The 21,826-nt window shown below is 63.2% G+C and carries 17 protein-coding genes and 1 pseudogene; 12 read left to right on the forward strand and 6 right to left on the reverse strand.

What is annotated here, in order from left to right:
• The 9 genes and pseudogenes from sucC to lpdA form a co-directional block, all read left to right on the forward strand.
• A pseudogene (sucC, locus tag AAC077_RS18275) lies at positions 1-422 on the forward strand (succinate--CoA ligase subunit beta); the annotation flags it as partial.
• Positions 423-716: 294 nt separating this feature from the next.
• Positions 717-1,415: a sulfotransferase family 2 domain-containing protein gene (locus AAC077_RS18280; protein ID WP_339772739.1), complete on the forward strand. Its 699-nt coding sequence runs from the start codon at positions 717-719 to the stop codon at positions 1,413-1,415.
• Positions 1,415-2,110 (forward strand): sulfotransferase family 2 domain-containing protein, encoded by a 696-nt coding sequence (locus tag AAC077_RS18285; protein ID WP_339772741.1) that lies wholly within the window; start codon positions 1,415-1,417, stop codon positions 2,108-2,110. Before AAC077_RS18280 ends, AAC077_RS18285 begins: the two co-directional genes overlap by 1 nt.
• 21 nt (positions 2,111-2,131) lie before the next feature.
• Entirely contained in the window at positions 2,132-3,019 is an 888-nt protein-coding gene (gene sucD / locus AAC077_RS18290) for a succinate--CoA ligase subunit alpha (RefSeq protein WP_339772744.1), read from the forward strand.
• A gap of 131 nt (positions 3,020-3,150) precedes the next feature.
• Positions 3,151-3,759, forward strand: a complete 609-nt coding sequence (locus AAC077_RS18295; RefSeq protein WP_339772746.1) for a hypothetical protein — start codon at positions 3,151-3,153, stop codon at positions 3,757-3,759.
• A 102-nt stretch (positions 3,760-3,861) separates the two neighbouring features.
• Positions 3,862-6,828 carry a 2-oxoglutarate dehydrogenase E1 component gene (locus AAC077_RS18300; protein ID WP_339772748.1) on the forward strand — a complete coding sequence of 989 codons (2,967 nt, stop codon included), beginning with the start codon at positions 3,862-3,864 and terminating at the stop codon, positions 6,826-6,828.
• Positions 6,825-8,357 (forward strand): 2-oxoglutarate dehydrogenase complex dihydrolipoyllysine-residue succinyltransferase, encoded by a 1,533-nt coding sequence (gene odhB / locus AAC077_RS18305; RefSeq protein WP_339772855.1) that lies wholly within the window; start codon positions 6,825-6,827, stop codon positions 8,355-8,357. The genes AAC077_RS18300 and odhB overlap by 4 nt, the downstream gene beginning before the upstream one ends.
• Positions 8,358-8,439: 82 nt before the next feature.
• On the forward strand, positions 8,440-8,835 hold the full coding sequence (locus tag AAC077_RS18310) for an MAPEG family protein (RefSeq protein WP_339772751.1): 396 nt from the start codon (positions 8,440-8,442) through the stop codon (positions 8,833-8,835).
• A 100-nt stretch (positions 8,836-8,935) separates the two neighbouring features.
• Positions 8,936-10,324: a dihydrolipoyl dehydrogenase gene (gene lpdA, locus AAC077_RS18315; protein WP_339772753.1), complete on the forward strand. Its 1,389-nt coding sequence runs from the start codon at positions 8,936-8,938 to the stop codon at positions 10,322-10,324.
• A 93-nt stretch (positions 10,325-10,417) separates the two neighbouring features.
• Here lpdA and AAC077_RS18320 read toward each other — a convergent pair whose 3' ends face one another.
• The 4 genes from AAC077_RS18320 to AAC077_RS18335 are packed head-to-tail and all read right to left on the reverse strand — an operon-like array spanning position 10,418 to position 13,336.
• The gene (locus AAC077_RS18320; RefSeq protein WP_339772755.1) at positions 10,418-11,020 is read right to left on the reverse strand and encodes a pyridoxamine 5'-phosphate oxidase family protein; all 603 of its coding nucleotides are present in this window, start codon (positions 11,018-11,020) and stop codon (positions 10,418-10,420) included.
• Entirely contained in the window at positions 11,020-11,757 is a 738-nt protein-coding gene (locus tag AAC077_RS18325) for a lysophospholipid acyltransferase family protein (RefSeq protein ID WP_339772758.1), read from the reverse strand. The genes AAC077_RS18320 and AAC077_RS18325 overlap by 1 nt, the downstream gene beginning before the upstream one ends.
• Complete coding sequence (locus AAC077_RS18330) at positions 11,754-12,662, reverse strand: FtsX-like permease family protein (RefSeq protein ID WP_339772760.1); 909 nt, start codon at positions 12,660-12,662, stop codon at positions 11,754-11,756. The genes AAC077_RS18325 and AAC077_RS18330 overlap by 4 nt, the downstream gene beginning before the upstream one ends.
• A complete protein-coding gene (locus tag AAC077_RS18335) occupies positions 12,659-13,336 on the reverse strand; it encodes an ATP-binding cassette domain-containing protein (protein WP_339772761.1) in 678 nt (225 codons plus the stop codon). Before AAC077_RS18335 ends, AAC077_RS18330 begins: the two co-directional genes overlap by 4 nt.
• A 162-nt stretch (positions 13,337-13,498) precedes the next feature.
• Between AAC077_RS18335 and AAC077_RS18340 the strand changes: the two genes are divergently transcribed.
• The 3 genes from AAC077_RS18340 (at position 13,499) to AAC077_RS18350 (ending at position 16,998) form a co-directional block, all read left to right on the forward strand.
• The gene (locus tag AAC077_RS18340) at positions 13,499-14,293 is read left to right on the forward strand and encodes a zinc-ribbon domain-containing protein (RefSeq protein ID WP_339772763.1); all 795 of its coding nucleotides are present in this window, start codon (positions 13,499-13,501) and stop codon (positions 14,291-14,293) included.
• Between the two features lie 684 nt (positions 14,294-14,977).
• The gene (locus AAC077_RS18345) at positions 14,978-16,303 is read left to right on the forward strand and encodes a serine/threonine-protein kinase (RefSeq protein ID WP_339772765.1); all 1,326 of its coding nucleotides are present in this window, start codon (positions 14,978-14,980) and stop codon (positions 16,301-16,303) included.
• Positions 16,300-16,998 carry a protein phosphatase 2C domain-containing protein gene (locus AAC077_RS18350; RefSeq protein WP_339772768.1) on the forward strand — a complete coding sequence of 233 codons (699 nt, stop codon included), beginning with the start codon at positions 16,300-16,302 and terminating at the stop codon, positions 16,996-16,998. The genes AAC077_RS18345 and AAC077_RS18350 overlap by 4 nt, the downstream gene beginning before the upstream one ends.
• A 531-nt stretch (positions 16,999-17,529) precedes the next feature.
• Here AAC077_RS18350 and AAC077_RS18355 read toward each other — a convergent pair.
• The gene (locus tag AAC077_RS18355; RefSeq protein WP_339772771.1) at positions 17,530-20,142 is read right to left on the reverse strand and encodes a TIGR02302 family protein; all 2,613 of its coding nucleotides are present in this window, start codon (positions 20,140-20,142) and stop codon (positions 17,530-17,532) included.
• 52 nt (positions 20,143-20,194) lie between these two features.
• Positions 20,195-21,460 (reverse strand): diaminopimelate decarboxylase, encoded by a 1,266-nt coding sequence (gene lysA / locus AAC077_RS18360; RefSeq protein WP_339772774.1) that lies wholly within the window; start codon positions 21,458-21,460, stop codon positions 20,195-20,197.
• Positions 21,461-21,826 lie beyond the last annotated feature (366 nt).

Genomic DNA, 21,826 nt, shown 5'->3' on the forward strand with positions numbered 1-21,826 from the left:
ACGACCTGAACTATATCGCGCTGGACGGCGAAATCGGCTGCATGGTGAACGGTGCGGGTCTGGCGATGGCCACCATGGACATCATCAAGCTTTACGGCGCCGAGCCTGCCAACTTCCTGGACGTGGGCGGCGGTGCGACCAAGGAAAAGGTGACCGAAGCGTTCAAGATCATCACATCCGACCCGCAGGTCAAAGGCATCCTGGTGAACATCTTCGGCGGCATCATGCGCTGCGATGTGATCGCCGAGGGCGTTGTGGCCGCGGTGAAAGAAGTGGGCCTGAAAGTGCCACTGGTGGTCCGCCTGGAAGGCACGAACGTGCAACAGGGCAAGGACATCATCAACAACTCGGGCCTTGATGTGATCGCTGCCGAAAACCTGAAGGACGGCGCCCAGAAGATCGTAAAAGCGGTCAAGGGTTAAGTGACTGGCGTCCGGGGCGGGACCGTACCGCCCCGGACGCCACACAGGCCCCTGCAACGGAGGTTCGATGACATGCGCAAGCTTTTCGTCAATCCGGCTTGTCCCGGGCCCTCCCCTGTTCCCATGCGCCCTCTGGAGCCTTGATCTGATGCGCCGTCTTTGCCCTGCCACCTTTGCCTTGCCGCTGTCCTTCGGGTCGGCTTGCATGGCTATGGCTGACGGGCCGGTCACACGCGGTGATGTGGGAACACCATTGGACACGTCGTTGGCTGCACCGGTTGTGGGAGACATCTGATGATCGTTTCCGAAAGCCTGAACTGCGTGTTTATTCACATTCCCAAAACCGGCGGCACCAGCATGCACACCATGCTTGCCCCGGCTTTGGACCTGTCGCGAGATCTGGACATCCGTTCGCGCAAGTCCGTTATGGGCAATCGGTCGGCTTGCGGCATGGACCCCACCCTGCCGATGATCAAACACAGCCGTCTGGACCGTTTGGGCAAACTGCTGGGGTCTGCACGCCTGGCGTCCATGTTCAGCTTTGCCGTTGTGCGCAATCCGTTTGCCCGTGCCTGGTCGGCGCTGGCCTTTGTGAAACGGCGGGCGGTTTCGCATCCCGACCCTGACGTGCGGGCAAACTGCGCACCCTATCTGGATATGTCGTTTGACGATATTGCCTCCGACCTGCCCGCACAGGCGCGCCAGATGCGCAGCCTGTTGCCGCAGGTCAAATGGGTGCCATCGCCCCGGTCCGTCAGCCATCTGGCGCGGCTGGAAACGCTGGCTGCGGATTGGGCGGTGATCGTGGACAGGCTTGGCATCGCCGATCGTGTCGCCCCTGCCCCCCAGCGCGAGAACGTCAGCGCAGGGCATGAGGCGTGGCACAGCATGTCGCCCACCGCCGCGGCCCATGTCGCAGACTATTACGCCGACGATTTCGCGGCTTTCGGCTACGACGCCTCGACACGCTTTGCCACGCAAGGGGTGTGCTGATGGTCATGATCTCGCACAGCCACCGGTTCATCTATCTCAAGACCTTCAAAACCGCGAGCACCTCGACCGAGGCGGCGCTGGAACGGTTCTGTGCGCCCACCGAAGCTTTGGCCAAGGGCGTGTCCCGTGCGGCTTACGATGGCCCCGAAGGGATCATCGGCAGCCGTGGCCCGGCGCAGGATGCAGCGCAAGACACATGGCACGGCCATATGCCCGCCGCTGCGGTGCGCGACGCCCTGCCCCGCGCGGTCTGGGACGGCTATTTCAAATTCACCACGCTGCGCAATCCCTTCGAGCGGCTGGTGTCGCATTTCGCCATGCGCAACCGCGCCCACTTTGCAGGCCGGGTGTCGCAGGACGACCGCCGCGCGGCCTTTGTCGACTGGCTGCACAGCAGCCCGCAGGCCACGCAGGATCTGGAGATATACGGCATCGACGGCACTGCGGTGATCGACGGTGCGGTGCGCATCGAACATCTGCCCCAGGACCGCGCCGACCTGTGCGCGCGGCTGGGATTGGGCACGGTCGACTGGCCGCACCTGCGCAACAATCCCGACCGCCGGGCCAAGGTGGGCGACTGGCGCGCGCTTTACACGCCATCGGCACTGGCCCGCGTGGCTGACCTGTATCACTGGGAGCTGGCCGAATACGGCTATCACGCCCCCGCCCTCGAAACATCGCAAACAACAGACTGATCGTAAGCAAGGAAACCAAACATGGCCGTTCTTATCGACGAAAACACCAAAGTCATCTGCCAGGGCCTGACCGGCTCGCAGGGGACATTCCACACCGAACAGGCCATCGCCTACGGGACCAAGATGGTCGGCGGCGTGACACCGGGCAAAGGTGGTCAGAAACATCTGGACCTGCCGGTCTTCAACTCCGTGCACGAGGCGATGCACGTCACCGAAGCCAACGCATCGGTGATATACGTGCCGCCCCCCTTCGCGGCGGATTCGATCCTGGAAGCCATCGACGCGGAAATGCCGCTGATCGTGTGCATCACCGAAGGCATTCCGGTTCTGGACATGATGCGCGTCAAACGCGCGCTGGAAGGGTCCAAGTCGCGCCTGATCGGCCCCAACTGCCCCGGCGTGATCACGCCCGACGCCTGCAAGATCGGCATCATGCCCGGCCACATCCACAAACGCGGCTCGGTGGGTGTTGTTTCGCGCTCGGGCACGCTTACCTATGAGGCTGTGAAACAGACAACTGACATGGGCCTGGGCCAGTCTTCGGCCGTGGGCATCGGCGGCGACCCCATCAAGGGCACCGAACACATCGACGTGCTGGAAATGTTCCTGGCCGACCCTGAAACACAGTCGATCATCATGATCGGTGAAATCGGCGGCTCTGCCGAAGAAGAAGCGGCGCAGTTCCTGGCGGACGAGCGTAAAAAAGGCCGCTGGAAGCCCACAGCCGGTTTCATCGCGGGCCGCACAGCCCCTCCGGGCCGCCGCATGGGCCACGCAGGCGCCATCGTCGCCGGTGGCAAGGGCGACGCCGAAAGCAAGATCAACGCGATGCGCGAAGCCGGGATCGTGGTGGCAGACAGCCCCGCGACACTGGGCGAAGCGGTCAAAGAAGCGATCGACAAAGGCTAAAGATGTTCCATCACCGGACATATGCACGAAGGGCATCCCCCGTCCGCGGGTGGGGGAGTATCCCCCGCCCATGGGGGCGGTCGGGGGATGCCCGGCCTATCGTCCGGGCGGCTTGGGCATTTGCAGTCTTCTTGGGCGCCTCCACAGCCTACGCGGCACCATTCGACGATCTAGAAAAGGCGTGCCTGTCCGAGCACAAAACAGTGACGGATATCGCAGGCAGTCTGACCTCTGACGGTTGGCAACATGTTACGCTCGAAACCCTGCCCGCGTTCAACCAGATGTGGGGAGACTTTGCCGTTATCAACGGTGTGTTTCTGGAGGGCCCTGCACAGATAATCGATCAGGAACAGCGGCATAAATTCTACAATCAGGCAAGATACGACATCATGCAACGCGACTCACAGGCTCTTCTTGCGTTGAGACTCATCGAGCCATCGCAGAGCGAGAAATTCTCGGAATTTCATCTTTACGAGCCGGAGAGCCAGAGCTGGGCCATTGTTTCGAAACCTAGGAAGAACGTTGAATGTGAACTGCTGACCCGGTCCGCTGAAAAGCCACCGCAAAGCTGGGGACTGGACGTCGAAGATCATCCTTTCGGGGATTACGCAAAACTTTCTTCATCCCCTGAAAAGCGCATCGGGCTTTTAACAATCGTCCCAGAGGGCTTCGCATATTTAACCGGAAAGTCTCCGATATTGGCACAGGTCGCACGCATTGAACGGCTGGACGAGGATTGAGAAGCTTCACCATGACCCACCAGACATTCAACGATCGGTCCCACGCCTGATGCAACTGCTATCCTCTCTTCTTTGCGGTCCCAACCTACACGAGGTATCCTCATGACCGACCACCCCGCCAACGACCAGTTCCACGCCTCGTCCTTCATGCAGGGGCATAACGCGGAATACCTTGAACAGATGTATGCCCGCTATGCCAACGACCCCGGCGCGGTGGACGAAGCCTGGCAGGCCTTTTTCAAGGCGATGGGCGACGAAGGCAGCAACGTCACAGCCGAGGCCGCAGGGCCAAGCTGGGCGCGCGCCGACTGGCCGCCGATGCCCGGCGATGACCTGACGCAGGCGCTGACCGGCGAATGGGCGGCCCCGGCCGAGGTCAAGGGCGCGGGCGACAAGATCAAGGCAAAAGCCGAAGCCAAGGGCGTCGAGCTGAGCGACGAGATGGTCAAACGCGCCGTGCTGGACAGCATCCGCGCGCTGATGATCATCCGCGCCTACCGCATCCGTGGCCATCTGGTCGCCGATCTGGACCCGCTGGGTATGCGCGACAATTCCAGGCACCCTGAACTGGACCCGAAATCCTACGGTTTCACCGACGCCGACATGGACCGCCCGATCTTTATCGACAACGTGCTGGGGCTGGAAATCGCCTCGATGCGGCAGATCATGGAAATCGTCACGCGGACCTATTGCGGCACCTTCGCGCTGCAATACATGCACATTTCCGACCCCGAGGAATCCGCCTGGCTGAAAGAGCGGATCGAAGGGCTGGGCAAGGAAATCGCGTTCACCCGCGAAGGCCGCAAGGCGATCCTGAACAAGATGGTCGAGGCCGAAGGCTTCGAGAAGTTCCTGCACGTCAAATACATGGGCACCAAACGCTTTGGTCTGGACGGCGGCGAAAGCCTGATCCCCGCGATGGAGCAGGTCATCAAGCGTGGCGGCGCCCTGGGCGTCAAGGAAATAGTGATCGGGATGCCGCACCGTGGCCGCCTGTCGGTTCTGGCCAACGTGATGCAGAAACCGTACCGCGCGATTTTCAACGAATTTCAGGGCGGCAGCTTCAAACCCGAGGACGTCGACGGCTCGGGCGATGTGAAATACCACCTTGGCGCGTCTTCGGACCGTCAGTTTGACGACAACACCGTGCACCTGTCGCTGACCGCCAACCCCTCGCACCTCGAGGCGGTGAACCCCGTGGTTCTGGGCAAGGCCCGCGCCAAACAGGACCAGTGGGGCAGTGCCGACCGCACCAGCGTCATGCCGATCCTTCTGCACGGCGACGCGGCCTTCGCGGGTCAGGGTGTTGTGGCAGAATGTTTCGCCCTGTCCGGCCTGCGCGGTCACCGCACCGGCGGCACCATGCACATCGTCGTAAACAACCAGATCGGCTTTACCACGGCGCCGCATTTCTCGCGCTCATCGCCCTATCCCACCGACAACGCACTGGTGGTCGAAGCGCCGATTTTCCACGTCAACGGCGACGACCCCGAGGCCGTGGTCCACGCCGCCAAAGTGGCCACCGAATTCCGCCAGAAGTTCCACAAGGACGTGGTGATCGACATCTTCTGCTACCGCCGCTTTGGTCACAACGAGGGCGACGAGCCCATGTTCACCAACCCGGTGATGTACAAGCGCATCAAGAAGCAGAAAACCACGCTGACGCTGTACACGGACCGTCTGGTCAAGGACGGCCTGATCCCCGAGGGCGAGATCGAGGACATGAAGGCGGCGTTTCAGGCCAAGATGAACGAAGAGTTCGAGGCCGGCAAAGAATACCGCCCGAACAAGGCCGACTGGCTGGACGGCAAGTGGTCGCATCTGGATAAGATGAAGCAAAAGAAATACCAGCGCGGCAAAACGGCGATCAAACCCGAGACGCTGGCCGATGTCGGCAAGGGTCTGACAACCGCGCCCGAAGGTGTTCCACTGCACAAAACCGTCGAACGTCTGCTGGACGCCAAGAAAGCGATGTTCGAAAGCGGCACCGGTTTCGACTGGGCCACAGCCGAGGCCATCGCGTTCGGATCGTTGTTGACCGAAGGGTTCCCCGTCCGTCTGTCCGGTCAGGACAGCGCGCGCGGCACCTTCAGCCAGCGCCATTCGGCGCTGATCAATCAGGACACCGAAGAACGGTATTATCCCCTCAACCATATCCGCGAGGGTCAGGCACAATACGAAGTCATCGACTCGATGCTGTCGGAATATGCGGTGTTGGGCTTCGAGTACGGCTATTCGATGGCCGAACCCAACGCCCTGACCCTGTGGGAGGCGCAGTTCGGCGACTTTGCCAACGGCGCGCAGATCATGTTCGACCAGTTCATCAGCTCGGGCGAAAGCAAATGGCTGCGGATGTCGGGGCTGACGGTCCTTCTGCCACATGGTTACGAGGGCCAGGGGCCGGAACACAGCAGCGCCCGTCTGGAACGGTTCCTGCAAATGTGTGGTCAGGACAACTGGATCGTGGCCAACTGCACCACACCGGCGAACTACTTCCACATTCTGCGCCGCCAGATCCACCGCGACTTCCGCAAGCCGCTGATCCTGATGACGCCGAAATCGCTGCTGCGCCACAAGCTGGCCGTCAGCAAGGCCGAGGAATTCACCACCGGTTCGTCCTTCCACCGCGTGCTGTGGGACGATGCGCAGCATGGCAATTCCGAAACCACGCTGGCCGCCGATGACAAGATCAAGCGCGTCGTGATGTGTTCGGGCAAGGTCTATTACGACCTGCTGGAAGAACGCGACGCCCGGGGCATCGACGACATCTATTTGCTGCGCTTTGAACAGTTCTATCCCTTCCCCGCGCAATCCGCGGTGAAAGAGCTTGAGCGTTTCAAGGATGCGGAAATGATCTGGTGTCAGGAAGAGCCGAAAAACCAGGGCGCCTGGACCTTTATCGAACCCAACATCGAATGGGTTCTGGGCCGGATCAAGGCCAAGCACCTGCGCCCCGAATACGTGGGCCGCGCCACTTCGGCGTCGCCTGCCACAGGTCTGGCCAGCCAGCACAAAGCACAACAAGCCGCCCTCGTTGACGAGGCGCTGACCATCAAAGGATCGAAATAATGACTGATGTCCGTGTGCCCACCCTGGGCGAATCCGTGACCGAAGCCACCGTTGCCACATGGTTCAAGAAACCCGGCGACGCCGTGGCCGTTGACGAAATGCTGTGCGAGCTGGAAACCGACAAGGTCACCGTCGAAGTGCCCAGCCCCGTCGCGGGCACCATGGGCGAGATCGTGGCCGCCGAAGGCGAAACCGTCGGTGTGGACGCCCTGTTGGCGACGATCTCGGAAGGTGGCGAAGCTGCGGCAGAGGCCCCCAAGGCCGCCGAAGAGCCGGCCAAGGCCATCGACGCCGGCGCCGAAGACACCAAGCCGCGCGATGCGTCGGCCAACGTGGACGTGATGGTGCCCACACTGGGCGAAAGCGTGACCGAAGCGACCGTCAGCACCTGGTTCAAGAAGGTCGGTGACGAGGTCGCACAGGACGAAATGCTGTGCGAGCTGGAAACCGACAAGGTCAGCGTCGAGGTCCCCAGCCCCGCCGCCGGTGTCCTGACCGAAATCCTGGCCGAAGAAGGCAGCACCGTGGAAGCAAGCGCCAAACTGGCGGTGATTTCCTCGGGTGACGGCGCCAAGGCTGCGGCCCCCGCGTCGGAAGAGGCGCCCAAGCCTGCGGCGCAGCCGTCGAGCGGCGGCAAGGACGTCGAAGACGCGCCATCCGCCAAGAAAGCCATGGCCGAGGCCGGCATCAGCCGCGATCAGGTCACAGGCACGGGCCGTGACGGCCGCATCATGAAGGACGACGTGGCCAAGGCCGTGGCCGCCGCCGGCTCCGCCCCTGCCCCGCAAGCCTCTGCCGCACCGCGCGCGCCGGTCTCGGCCGACGATGAATCACGCGAAGAACGGGTGAAAATGACCCGCCTGCGCCAGACCATCGCGCGCCGCCTGAAAGACAGCCAGAACACCGCCGCGATGCTGACCACCTATAACGAGGTCGACATGACCGAGGTGATGGCGCTGCGCAACGAATACAAAGACCTGTTTTTGAAAAAGCACGGCGTGAAACTGGGCTTTATGTCCTTCTTCACCAAGGCTTGCGTGCACGCCCTGAACGAAGTCCCCGAGGTCAACGCCGAGATCGACGGCACCGACGTCGTCTACAAGAACTTCGTTCACATGGGCATTGCCGCAGGCACGCCCACGGGTCTGGTCGTTCCGGTGATCCGCGACGCCGACGCGATGTCTTTTGCCGAAATCGAAAAGGCGATTGCCGAAAAGGGCGCCAAAGCGCGTGACGGCAAGCTGTCGATGGCGGAAATGCAGGGCGGCACGTTCACCATCTCGAACGGTGGCGTCTACGGCTCGCTGATGTCCTCGCCCATCCTGAACCCGCCGCAGTCGGGCATTCTGGGGATGCACAAGATCCAGGACCGCCCGATGGCGATCAACGGTCAGGTGGTGATCCGCCCGATGATGTACCTGGCGCTGTCCTACGACCACCGCATCGTCGACGGCAAGGGTGCCGTGACCTTCCTGGTGCGCGTCAAGGAAGCGCTGGAAGATCCCCGCCGGTTGTTGATGGATCTGTAAACCTTGAACTGGTCGGTGTCCGCGACAGGGCATCGACCAGCTTCGCCCTATCTCTGCATCTGCCAATCTGGAGCACGATGACATGACCCCCTTCCTCCTCACCATCGCCCTTGCCGGCCTGTTGCACATCGTGCAGTTCGTCACCGCCTCGACCATGGCGAACATGGACGTGGGGCCGGGCTATACCACCAGCCCGCGCGACCGCGATCCCAGCCGACCGATGCGCAACGTCACCGCGCGGATGCTGCGGGCCTATGACAACAACGTGCAGATGTTCCCGTTCTTTGCCGCCGCCGTGCTGTTGATCGACGTCACGGATCAGGTCACCACCCTGACGCTGGGGGCTGCGTGGGTCTATCTGGCCGCCCGTGCGCTCTATATCCCCGCCTACGCTCTGGGATGGCAGCCCTGGCGATCCTATATCTGGTTGGTGGCCATGGCCGCCGTTGCCATCCTGTTCATCGCCTCCCTGATCTAGGGACGCGCCCGCACAACTCGCATGGCCCACGCGCCACACGAAAAGCCGACAGCGGTCCGACGCGGACCCCAGCGGCCCAATCGACCAAGGAGAAGACCTCATGGCATCCTACGACGTTATCATCATCGGCTCCGGCCCCGGCGGCTATGTCTGCGCCATCCGCTGCGCGCAACTGGGCCTGAAAGTGGCCTGCGTCGAAGGACGCGACACGCTGGGCGGCACCTGCCTGAACGTCGGCTGCATCCCTTCTAAGGCGTTGTTGCACGCATCCCACATGCTGCACGAGGCCGAGCACAACTTTGCCGAAATGGGCCTGAAGGGCAAAAGCCCCTCAGTCGACTGGAAGCAGATGCTGACCTACAAACAGTCCACCATCGACACCAACACCAAGGGCATCGAATTCCTGTTCAAGAAGAACAAGGTCGACTGGCTGAAAGGCTGGGGTTCGATCCCCGAAGCGGGCAAGGTCAAGGTCGGTGACGAGGTCCACGAGGCCAAGAACATCATCATCGCCACCGGCTCCGAAGCGGCGTCGCTGCCAGGCGTCGAAGTGGACGAAAAGGTCGTCGTGACATCGACCGGCGCGCTGGAGCTGGGCAAGGTGCCGAAATCCATGGTCGTGATCGGCGCAGGCGTGATCGGGCTGGAACTGGGCAGCGTTTACGCGCGTCTGGGGTCCGAAGTGACCGTCGTCGAATACCTGGACGCGATCACCCCCGGCATGGACCCCGAGGTGCAGAAAACCTTCCAGCGGATGCTGAGCAAACAGGGCCTGAAATTCATCATGGGCGCCGCCGTGCAAAAGACCGAGGCGACCAAGACCAAGGCCAAGGTGCATTACAAACTGCGCAAGGACGACAGCGAGGCGGTGCTGGACGCCGATGTGGTTCTGGTATCGACCGGCCGCAAACCTTACGTCGACGGTCTGGGCCTTGAAGGCCTGGGCGTCGAGATGACCCAGCGCGGCCAGATCAAGGTCGGCAAGGACTGGCAGACCAGCGTTCCGGGCGTCTACGCCATCGGTGACGTGATCGAGGGCCCGATGCTGGCGCACAAGGCCGAGGACGAAGGCATGGCCGCCGCCGAACAGGTCGCGGGCAAGCATGGGCACGTGAACTATGGCGTGATCCCCGGCGTGATCTACACCCACCCCGAGGTCGCCAATGTCGGCGAGACCGAGGCGACACTGAAAGAGGCAGGCCGCGCCTATAAGGTCGGCAAGTTCAGCTTCATGGGCAACGCCCGCGCCAAGGCCGTATTCGCGGGCGACGGGTTTGTGAAAATCCTGGCCGACAAGGAAACCGACCGCATTCTGGGCTGCCACATCATCGGCCCGGGCGCGGGCGATCTGATCCACGAGGTTTGCGTGGCGATGGAATTCGGCGCATCCGCCGAGGATCTGGCCATGACCTGCCACGCGCACCCGACCTATTCCGAAGCGGTGCGCGAGGCGGCATTGGCCTGCGGCGACGGCCCGATCCATATGTGATCGGCACCCGCCAGCCCTGACACAAAAGGCGCGCCATTGGCGCGCCTTTTTTCATGTTGGGTCATGCATCTCTGTCGCAGTCAGAGGCTTATCTCACCACATCGTCTCACTGGCGCGCTTCGGCCATGCCTTATCGTATGCCTCACCGCCCTCTGCCCCGTCCGTCACCTCGGCCAGTATCTCGCCCGGACGGGGCAGATCGGCGCTGTCGTCGCGCGCCCACAGGTCGGCGCGCATCACGGCGCGGGCGCATTGGGTGTAGACCTCGGCGATGCGGATCACGATCACCGTGGCGGGCGTCGCCTTGCCCGCTGCAAACCGCGCGCGCAGGTCAGCGTCATCGGTCAGACGCGCCTGTCCGTTCACCCGCACCACCGTGTTCGATCCCGGCACCATGAACATCAGCGACACGCGCCCGTCCGTCACGATATTGCGCAGCGAATCCAGCCGGTTGTTGCCGCGCCAGTCGGGCATGGCCAGCGTGTGCGGGTCCAGTTCCAGCACCACAGGGCCGTCATCCCCGCGCGGGCTGCCATCGGTGCCCGCGACCCCCACGGTGGTCAGCACGCAGAACCGCGAGGCCATGATCCACTTGCGATACAGCGGCGTCAGGTGGTCCGACACCTTGCGCAGCGCCGGTTGTCCGGGGGTGCCATAAAGCTCTTCAAGCGCGCTTTGCGTGTCAATCCACCGCATCAGCCCAGCCTTTTCACATCAAACCCCGCCTCGGCCAGCAAGGCATCGGACCGCGCCTCGACGGTTTGCTGCAACGTCGCCATGAACTCTTCGCGCGGCAATCCTTCGGGCATGGCCGGCAGGAACTCGACCACCGCCAGCCCCGGTTTGCGCAGGATGCCCTTGCGCGGCCAGAACACGCCCACATTGGTGGCCACAGGCACGCAAGGCTGCCCCAGTTCACCGTACAGCACGGCGGTGCCCACCTTGTAGGGGGCTTTGACGCCGGGTGCGACGCGGGTGCCTTGGGAATAAATGATCAACTGCCCCGCCTCCAGACGGCCCGCATCCACGTCGCGCACCATCTGTTTGATCGCCATACCGCGCTTGCCGCGCGCCACGGGGATACAGCCGATGCCCTTGGCATAAAGGCCAATGATCGGCGTCCACAGGATTTCGCGTTTCATGATGAACTTGCCCTTGGGCACCGCGTGAAAGATCAGCATGATGTCCAGAAACGACTGGTGCTTGGCCGCGATCAACACGTCGCCGGTGGGCACTTCGCCGCGCACTTCGGTGCGGATGCCAACCATCCAGCGGGCGGTCCAGAACACCCATTTGCACCACGTCTTGCAGGCCGCCCGTGCGCCCTTGCGGCTGAACAGCGCATAGGGGGCAAAGACCACGCCCACCACCAGCATCGCCAGATAGATTTGCGCCACAAAGACCAGCGAGCGCAGCCATTGAATTGCGTTCATGACAGGTTCTCCAATGTGCGACGGGCGGCAGCACCGGTGGCGGCAAAGGCCACAACAGCGGTCAGCGGCGGGATCAGGAACGGTACGATCCAGCCCAGCCCCTGAAACCGCAACCCGGTCAAAAAGCCCGACATGTCACTGCCACCCGACGGCACCAGCACCACGGCTATGACACCCACAGCCACCCCCAGCGCCGACCCGGACAACGCCCGCAGCGTAAACCGCCGGATAAAGGCCTGTGCGATATAGCGGTCGGTCGCGCCCACAAGGCGCAATACCGCGATCACCTGCGCATTGGCGGCCAGCGCGGCTTGGGCGGCCAGCGTGACCATCGCGGCCACTGTCGCCACGATCAGCGCCGTGGCGATCCAGCCCATCAGCCGCAGGCGCGACGCGGCCTTGACCAGAGGCGCGCGCCAGCGGCTGTGATCGTCCAGAACGGCACCGGGCACCTCGGCCGACAGCCGCAGCCGCAGGCCTGCGGCGTCGATACCGTCGGCGGTTTCCACGATCTCGATCAGGCGGGGCACCGGCAGACCGTCCAGCGACACCTCGGGACCGAACCACGGGGCCAGCAATGCGGATTGCTCTGCGTCGCTGAGCGCCCGCGCGCTTTCGACGCCGGCGGTGGTTTGCAACACGGCCAGGGCCGCCTCGGTCTGGGTGGCCCGTTGGTCCAGGGGGGCGACGATACGGATGGTGGCGGTGCGCGCCAGCTCGGCGCTCCATTGACCGGCCAGCCGTCCGGTCGCCAGCGACAGCGCCAGCGCGAAGACCGCAAGAAAGGCCATCGCCGCCGCGGCAAACAGGGTCAGCCGCGCGGTAAAGCCCGAGGGTGGCACGACGCGGTCGGCCTGACGGTCGTTGCGGGTCAGCGCTTGCAGTGCATCAAGGTTCAGCTTCACAGGTCCGCCCCCGCCAGTTGGATGCGCCGGTTGGCAATGCGCAGCACGCGCGCCTGCACCTGCGCCTTGGCGGCGCGGATCAGCGACAGGTCGTGGGTGGCGATCAGCACGGTCTTGCCCATGCGGTTCAGCTCGATCAGCAAATGCAGCAGACGTTGGGACATCTCCCAGTCGACGTTGCCGGTGGGTTCGTCCGCCAGCACCACGTCGGGCGACATGATCACCGCCCGCGCCAGTGCGGCCCGCTGCCGTTCACCGCCCGACAGCTCGGGCGGCAGACCCTGCGCGCGGTCGGACAGGCCGACCCATGCCATAAGTTCGTCCAGATCACCGCCCTGCGCCTCGGCCCCGCGCCCCGATACGGTCAGCGGCAGCGCGATGTTTTCGGCCACCGGCAAGTGATCCAGAAACTGCACATCCTGATGCACCACGCCGATCCGGCGGCGCAGCATGGCGATGTCGTCGCGTTGCAGCGTGCGCACATCCGCACCCAGCAGCCGCACGGTGCCCGAGGTGGGCAACAACGCGCCATAGCACAGCTTGAGCAGCGTGGTTTTGCCAGCGCCGGATGGGCCGGTCAAAAAGTGGAAAGATCCGGGCGCAAGTTTGACGGAAATATCCGACAACAATTCGCCCCCGCCGTAGCTGTAGGCCACATTTTCTAGCTCGATCACGTCTTACCCCGCTTGATGCACCTGTTGTGCCTTAGCATCGGTGCGGTTTCAATGCGCGTTGCGACGGGGGGCTGGGGCAGATTGCACTTTTCTGCGCAGTCGCAACACCATATCCTAGGGTTCAGGGTAAGGAACGGGTGAATTTATGCGGTGCGACACGCCATGCGGCTAGTATGTCCAAATTGCGATGCGCAATACGAGGTCCCGGACGAGGTTATTCCGTCCGAGGGTCGTGATGTTCAATGCTCTGACTGCGGTCAGACCTGGTTCCAGCATCACCCCGACCATATGCCGGTCGAGATTGACGAAGATGCCCTGCCGCTGGCCCCCGAACCGGACCTGCCGGCCGAGGGCGAAGAACGTGTTGCCACCCCCGAACCCAAGCGCCGGACGCTGGACCCTGCGGTGTCCGACATCCTGCGGTCCGAGGCCGAGGCAGAGGCGCGGGTGCGGCAAAGCGAAGGCCTGGAAAGCCAGCCTGATCTGGGGTTGGATGACACCCTCGGCGACGATGGCCAAAGCGAGGAATCCGCGCGGCGGGCGCGGGAGGCGCGGGAGCGGATGGCTCGGATGCGGGGGGAGGAGCCTACCTTGTCCGATGCGGCGGCGACGGCGGCGGCTGCGGGGTCGCGGCGGGATTTGTTGCCGGACATCGAAGAGATCAATTCGACCCTGCGGTCCACCGGTGACCGCCAGATTGCCAAGGGCGATCCGGCCCCCGATGCGCCCGTGCGCGAGCGCAAGAAACGCGGGTTCCGGCGCGGTTTTTTCACGTCTTTACTGATAGTTGCACTCCTGGCGCTGATTTATGTCTACAGCCCGCAGATCGTCGCGGCGGTGCCTGCGCTGGAGCCTGTGATGACCGGATATGTCGGCACAATTGATCAGGCGCGGGTCTGGCTGGACAGCCAGGTGACCGGCCTGCTGATGTGGCTGGACACGACGGCGGCGTCGTAATCCGGACAGGGTTAGCGCGGCGCGCGGTGGGTTAACCGGACGGCCGGCGCGGTGCTGTCGGGGTGGACTGCGTACATATTCCAACCGATCCTGTACAAGACGCGCCTGCGCGAAAGGCGGGTTTTGGATCCGTTTTGGCGGTGTTGTACATATTCGGGGCAGATGCGTACGAAATGTCATGGGGCCGTGCGGGTGCGACACTGTGCCCGACGCAATTTATTTGATGTAGTGGGCAATTTTTGAGGGGTGACCGCAAATCCTGTGGGGTCGCTTTGGCGATCCGCAGAGGGTCATTCCCGCCGCCGTGCCCGGGGTGGGCGGACGTCGCAGGCGCTTTCGTGATGGGTGCGAAGTCGTATTCTGACCGGTAGACCAGGGGCGCGCACGGCCCAATGCGGACACTCGTGACTGCGCTGCACGCCGCAGTGCAGCTTCCGCGAACCAGTCATTCGTGGGCAGCGCTGAGTGTCCCTTGCGGAAAGAGACCGGGATGCGAAAAATAGGGGCTTTTTTTACTACGCCAGAGTGGACACACGTCCTGTCGTCGGCTGCAAAAGCGGTCCACGTGAAAGCGCGAGTTGCGGTCGGAGCAACCGGCAGGTACTGCCTTGACACGAGTAGTAAATTGGGTGTGCGGTCAGGCATCTGATTGAGCGGAGCGCAAACCAAGGAGGTGGGGCGACCATGCAGTATCACCAAGGCGAAGAGATAGGCAGAGGCGCGTTCGGTATCGTCTACAGAGCCACGGGTGACGACGGTCATCCCTATGCCCTTAAGCGGCTAAACCCCGCCGCGTTCCAGCAGCAAGAACATGCCATGCTGATCAAGCGCTTCGAACGAGAGGTTAGATATCAGCAGCAGGTTGACCACCCGAATGTCGTGCGCATTCTGGAAGCCAATCTAACCGATAATCCGCCGTGGTTCGTGATGCCGCTCGCCGACGGAAGCCTGAAGGACGACTTGGAGGCCGATAATACGCTTGGCGGCGACCCGAAGCGGTCACTATTCGATATCCTCGCAGGCCTTGAGGCGCTGCATCAAGTTGGCCTTCGCCATCGCGACCTGAAGCCAGCCAACGTCCTCAAGTTTCCGCAATCGGACGGATCAACGCGTTATTCAATTTCCGACTTCGGCCTTACGACGCCTGGCGTGGGGCAGACATCGACTTTGACAGGGTCGAACATGGCTGGCGGCACGCCTCTGTATCGACCGCCGGAGTGCGCGAACAACTTTAGACGGGCGACAGCCCAGGCCGACATTTACTCCTTCGGAGCTATCCTGCATGACATCTTCTCCAGCGGTGGGCGTATTCCGCACGGCGAGTTGACGGTCGCTGGCCCACTTGGTCCGATTGTCGAGAAATGTACGAAGGCGCAGCCTCGCAGGCGCTATGTTTCAATCGCCGCACTGCGCGAAGACCTTTTCGACGTATTGGACAACACCGTCGTTGAGTTTTTCTCGGCCGAAGAGCAGGATGTTGTCGCGATCCTCAATGCGAAAGACCACCTGTCTGACGAGGAGTGGGATCGGGCCTTCAACCTGATCGACGAAAACGCAGACAAGAACGTTTCCAATGACAACATCATGCGTGCGTTGTCGCTCCAGCATATTGACTCGATCTTTCAGAGTTCACCTGACATGTTCCAAGGGCTGGGTGAACTCTATGCTGAGTTCTCAGCCACCGGTGTCTTCAGCTTTGACTATTGCGACGTTATCTCGAACAAGGCGGAGGTGTTTTTCAGGCTCGGCGATTTGAGCCTAAAAGCAAAGATCGCCCTCGCAATGCTTGAACTGGGCACAAGCCACAACCGCTGGATTGTTGAGTGGCAATTTATCCGCATGGCCGGGCACGACTGCGATCCAGCGCTTGCAGAGCGGATCAAGATCGAGGTGCGTGCAAGCGGGATGCCTTTCGCAAAGCGGATGGAGCACGTTCATCGCTCCATCGATGTTCTGCCTGACAGGGTGCATCCGATCTTGCATGAGCTACTGGAACAAGGTGCAGGATGAAATTCAGGAAGCTCAGCATCACGGGACCGAAAGGCGAGAACCAAGACGTGGTTCTTGAACCTTTCCAAGTAGGTGATACCACGTGGTGCGGTATCGCGGACGGCGTAGGGTCTGCTGCGCTCGGCGGCATGGCAGCGCGCGCGGGTCTCGATGAGGTCCGAGGAATGACCGACGCGGAACCAATGGGTGAACTGTTCGCGAGGGTTTCTCGAAAACTGGCAACACTCGCTGAGCAGCACGGCAACCCGAAATCGCTTAGCACAACGCTCTCCTTGCTGTGCATTGAGGGGGACAAAGCGAATGTCGGGCATGTCGGGGACACGCGCATCACCCACTATCGCGGCGGTGGCGTGATGACGCGAACAAAGGACCAGACTGAGGTGCAGAAGTTGCTTGACGATGGAGTGCTGACTAAGAACCAAGCCCGGAGATACCCGAGGCGCAATGTGCTCCTGTCCGCAATGTCTGCAGGGCGCGAATACGATCTCCACGAGGCGACATTCTCGCTTGAAGTTGGCGATCGTGTACTTCTGACCAGCGACGGATTCCATGGCAAGCTGTTGCGCCCGCAGTTAGCCAGCCTATCGGCGGCGACGCCGGATTTCGACGAGTTCTGGCGTGCGCTGGAGGAAAAGCTTTCCGTTGAAAGCATGGAAGATGATGCGTCATGCTTGGCGATAGAAATCGACCCGTAGTTGTGTTTCTTGGATAACCTGTGCGTTTTCCTGCGCGTCCCTGCCCTTGGGGTGCTGTGCAGCATCGACGCAATGACTATGGGGGCGACGAATGGCCGCTTATTCATATCTGACACGAGGGTCTCGCAACTGCAGCGAACTTCAGCAAACCGCCATTCTCTGTCTATAAGCGACGACATGCTGCGCCCGGCACGAATGCCTCAAAGGGACTGTCAGCGGTCGCAACCATGAGCTGGTCGAGCAGCAGAGCTATCCACCAACAGATCCTCTATGCAGAACACCACGAACAGCAGGTACAGCCATCTCCGCATATCCCCAAGCGCGGGACAAGGCCGCAGGCCGCCGCGCATCGCCGGGCCGCCCCACGGCACGGCGATTTGGTTTCTGTTGCGCGGAACAGGTCGGTGGGAGGTGTTTGGCTGCCATTAAGTGGCAGGGACTGAGGTTGGATCGCCGCACCTCGGCCCGTCGATGCGCGGCTTGGTGTTTCGTTGCGGACAGTTGGGATGTCGGCCAGCCGCCCCCCCCCCGTCAGAACCGGTCCAGCAGGCGCTCCAGGTAGTCCAGTTCGACCTGCGGGCGTTCGCCCTGGGCCGAGCGGCGGCGGATTTCGTCGAGCAGTTCGCGGGCGCGGCGGTAGACGTCTTCGCCTTGCAGCAGCCCCTCGTCGGTGCCGGTGCCGCCGTTGGCGCCGGGGGTTCGGCCCAGCGGGTCCTGTGCCTCGGCGCGTTGGTCGCCTTGCGCGGTGCCCTGCCCCGGCTGGCGTTCGCGTTCTTCCTGGGTCATCGCCTCGCCCAAGGCGCGCATGCCTTCGCGCAGGGCCTCCATGGCTTGCGCCTGATTGTCGATGGCGCCGGCGTTGTCGCCGTTGCGCAGCGCCTCTTCGGCGCCGTCCATGGCGCGGCCGGCGCGGTCGAGTGCCTCGCGGGCGGCGTCGCCTTCGGGGGTGCCGGCGCCGGGCATGTTGCCCTGTTGGCGGCTGAGTTCATCGCGCAGGGCCTGTTGGCGGTCGGCCAGTGATCCGCCGCTTTGGCCGTCGCTTTGTTGGTCGCCGTTTTGCGCGCCTTCGCTGCCCTGGCCTTCGCTGCCCTGACCTTCGTTGCCTTCGCCGCCTTCACCCTGGCTGTGTTCCTGGCCCCGGCCCTGACCGCCGCTGCGGCCCTGGTTGCCCTGGCTTTCGCCGGCCTGGGCGTTGGGGTTGAACTGTTCTTGCAGGTCGCGGAATGCCTCGTCGCTGAGGCCCTGTTGATCGCGCAGGGTTTCGGAGAGCCCTTCCATCGCCTGTTCGCCGGGGCTTTGGCCGTTCTGGCCCTGCCCTTGAGTGACGCGCATGTTCTCCATCATTTCCTGAAGCTCTTTGAGCGCCTCTTCGGCCTCGGCCATGCGGCCCTGCTCCATCAGCTCCTGAATGCGGTCCATCATCTTTTGCAGGTCGTCCTGCGTCATCTGCATGCCGTCCTGCTGGTCGGGCTGCTGGCCGCCGTTTTCTTGGGCCTCGCGCTGTGCCTGCTGGCCCAGTTGTTTCAGGTAATCCTCGGTGGCGCGGCGCAGTTCGTTCATCAGCTCGGCAATCTCGGCCTCGGAGGCGCCTTCGCGCATGGCCTGTTCCAGCCGTTCCTGTGCCTGCCGCATCCGGTCCAGTGCGTCGGCCAGATCGCCCTCTTCCAGCTCGACCGCCAGATCCCACAGGTCGTCGGCCAGCGCCTGTTGCTGTTCGTCGTTGATGCCGTAGTGGGCCAGCGTTTCCATCTTGCGGATCGCCTGGCGCAGTTGCAGGTACTGGGTTTCCTTGCGGAACATTTCGTCAGGTTTGTAGCTGACGGCGCGCAGGATTTGGGCGCTGCGGGTGGCGTTGGTGCGGTTCCACAGCAGGTCGCGGCGCATTTCGATGATGGCGGCGGCGAGCGGGTCAAAGAAGCGGCGGCCGGGCAAGGTGATTTCGCGCGGGTCCGATTGGGTTTGCTGTTCGGCGGCGTCCAGCACGCTGAGGGTGATGGTCACCGGCAGGTTGGCCCAGGGGTGTTCCGAGAAATCCTCGACAAAGTTTTCTTCGAAGTTGCTGCGGTCGCCGGCGATGGGCATGGGCAGGGGCACGATGATTTCAGGGCGGTCCTCGGGGTCCGGGGTCAGCCCGTAGGTGCGGTTGGCGCGGGAGAGGTCCAGCGCGATGCGCACCTCGCCTGCCTCGACGCCGTAGTCGTCGCTGGCGGCGAAGGGCAAGGTGGTTTCACCCAGTGCGGCGCTGGTGGGGTCGTCGAGGATTTGCACCTGCGGGGCGGCGTCGGGCACCACGGCGACCTGCCATGTGCGCCCGCCGGGGCCGTTCACCGTGATGCTGCCGTTCTGGGCCACGGTAAAGTCATGGGCCGCCCCCGAGGCGGGTGGGACGTCGCCGACGCGGCCCGAGACGGTCTCGGACAGGGTCAGCGCGCCGACCTCGCCATAGAGACGGAGGGTGATCAGGCTGCCGACGGGCAGTTTCAGCGGCCCCTCGGGGATGTCGTTGAGGTAGATCGTGGGCAATCCGGTGTAACGCGGGCTTTCGGCCCAGCCTTCCCACACGGGGCCGGTGGCCAGCCCGCCGCCGCCCGGTGTCATGTCAGCCACCGAGCCGACGCGCCAGATCGACCCGAAGAGCAGCGCCATGACAAAGGCCAGCAGGGCGACGTAGCGCAGCGCGAAGGGATCGAAGCGGGCCACGCGCAAATCACCCGGAACGGCGCGGGCCTGCGCCGCGCGGGTGGCCATGCGTTTCTGGTGCGCGGCCCAGACCGCCGCCGAGGCCGCATCGCCGTGGCCGATGGCCTGATCGTCCAGCAGCGCCTGAATGGGACGCCCCGGCAGGCTGGCATCCAGCCGCGCCAGTGCCTGTGCCCGCGTCGGCAGGCGGAACTGCCGGAAGGCGTAGACCAGCGCGCCAAGGCCCGCGAGGGTGCTGAGGACGGCCACGCTCCAGACGACTTCGATCATCACGATGTCTTGCAGGCCCAGCATCAGCATCGCCAGCACGACGAAAACAACGGCCAGCAAGGGCCACAGCGCGCGCGACAGGTTTTCGGCCAGCATCCCCGCCCACGTCAGCCGCAAGGGCCAACGCAGGGCGCGCAAGCCCGCAGGCGCGTCAGGTCGGGATGAATTGGCCATGTGTCGACGTTACCTCATACTTGGGTATGACATAGGGCGTCACGCGGTCACGTCACACCCATTCGGGGATCGTATCGCGGTTTATCATTTCGTCAAAGGTCGGACGTCGGCGGATAACCGCGAATTGATCGCCTTTCACCAGAACTTCGGGGATCAGGGGGCGCGAATTGTATTCACTGCTCATAACCGCGCCGTAAGCACCGGCGCTGCGGAAGGCCACAAGGTCATCGGCGGCCAGTGGCGGCATCATCCGCTGCTTGGCAAAGGTGTCGCCGGATTCGCAGACGGGGCCCACGATGTCATAGGGTTGCTGTTCGGTGGCCGGTGCCGGTTCGATCACCGGCACGATGTCGTGGTAGGCGTCGTACATCGCGGGGCGGATCAGGTCGTTCATGGCGCCGTCGAGGATCAGGAAATCGCGGCCTTCGCCGGATTTCACATAGATCACCTTGCTGACCATCAGGCCCGCGTTGCCCGCGATCAGCCGGCCCGGTTCAATCTCGATCTCGCAGTTCAGGTGGCCCAGCGTGCGTTTGACCATGGCGCCGTAGTCTGTGGGCAGGGGCGGTGCGGCATTGGTGCGCTCGTAGGGGATGCCAAGGCCGCCGCCCAGATCCAGACGGCGGATGTTGTGGCCGTCGGCGCGCAACTGTTCGGTCAGGTCCGCGACCTTTTGATAGGCGGCCTCGAAGGGGGCCAGATCGGTGAGCTGGCTGCCGATGTGCACGTCGATGCCGATCACGTCGAGCCCCGCAAGGCTGGCGGCGTGGGCATAGACGGCGCGGGCGCGGGCGATGGGGATGCCGAATTTGTTTTCGGATTTGCCGGTGGCGATCTTGGCGTGGGTTTTCGCGTCGACATCCGGGTTCACGCGGATGGTGATCGGGGCCACTTTGCCCATGCTGGTGGCGATGGCGCTGAGCGCTTCCATTTCCGGTTCGGATTCGACGTTGAACTGGCGAATGCCACCCGCAAGCGCGGTGCGGATTTCGTCGGCGGTCTTGCCGACGCCGCTGAACACGATGCGGTCGCCGGGGATGCCTGCGGCGCGCGCACGGCGGTATTCGCCGCCCGAGACCACGTCCATGCCCGCGCCCGCATCGCCCAGCGTTTTCAGGATCGCCTGATTGCTGGCGGCTTTCATGGCGTAGCAGACCAGGTGGTCCATGCCATCGAGTGCCTCGTCGAACAGGCGGAAGTGGCGCAGCAGGGTGGCGGTGGAATAGACGTAGAACGGCGTGCCCACGGCGGCGGCAATGTCGGCCACGGGGACGTCTTCGGCGTGCAGGACGCCATCGCGGTAAAGAAAATGATCCATGGCTGACGCTTAATCCAGCGCGGGGGCGGGATCAATCGTGGTTTGTGTGTGGTGGGCTAGAGATGTGGGGTTTGGCAGTCGAACCTTTCCACAAAGGGCAGCGCCCGACCGCGGGTGGGCGCCGATACCTTGGTTCATGCCACTTTATTTCACCGCTTTGGCGTGTGGGTGAAGAGGTGCAAGACGGTGAGGAAGCGCCCGCCCATGGGGCGGTCGGGCGCTGCCCGGCGGTGCTTTGCACCTTGATTCCGGGCTTGGGTGGATGGGGTTGGCGTTTGAGGTTTCTGCGACGAAGGGCAATTTCGCCTGTCCTCGTGCGGGACAAGGCCGCAGGCCGCCGCGCATCATGCCCAAGGCATGTCTTCG

This window comes from uncultured Pseudosulfitobacter sp. (genome assembly GCF_963976325.1).
Taxonomy (GTDB): domain Bacteria; phylum Pseudomonadota; class Alphaproteobacteria; order Rhodobacterales; family Rhodobacteraceae; genus Pseudosulfitobacter.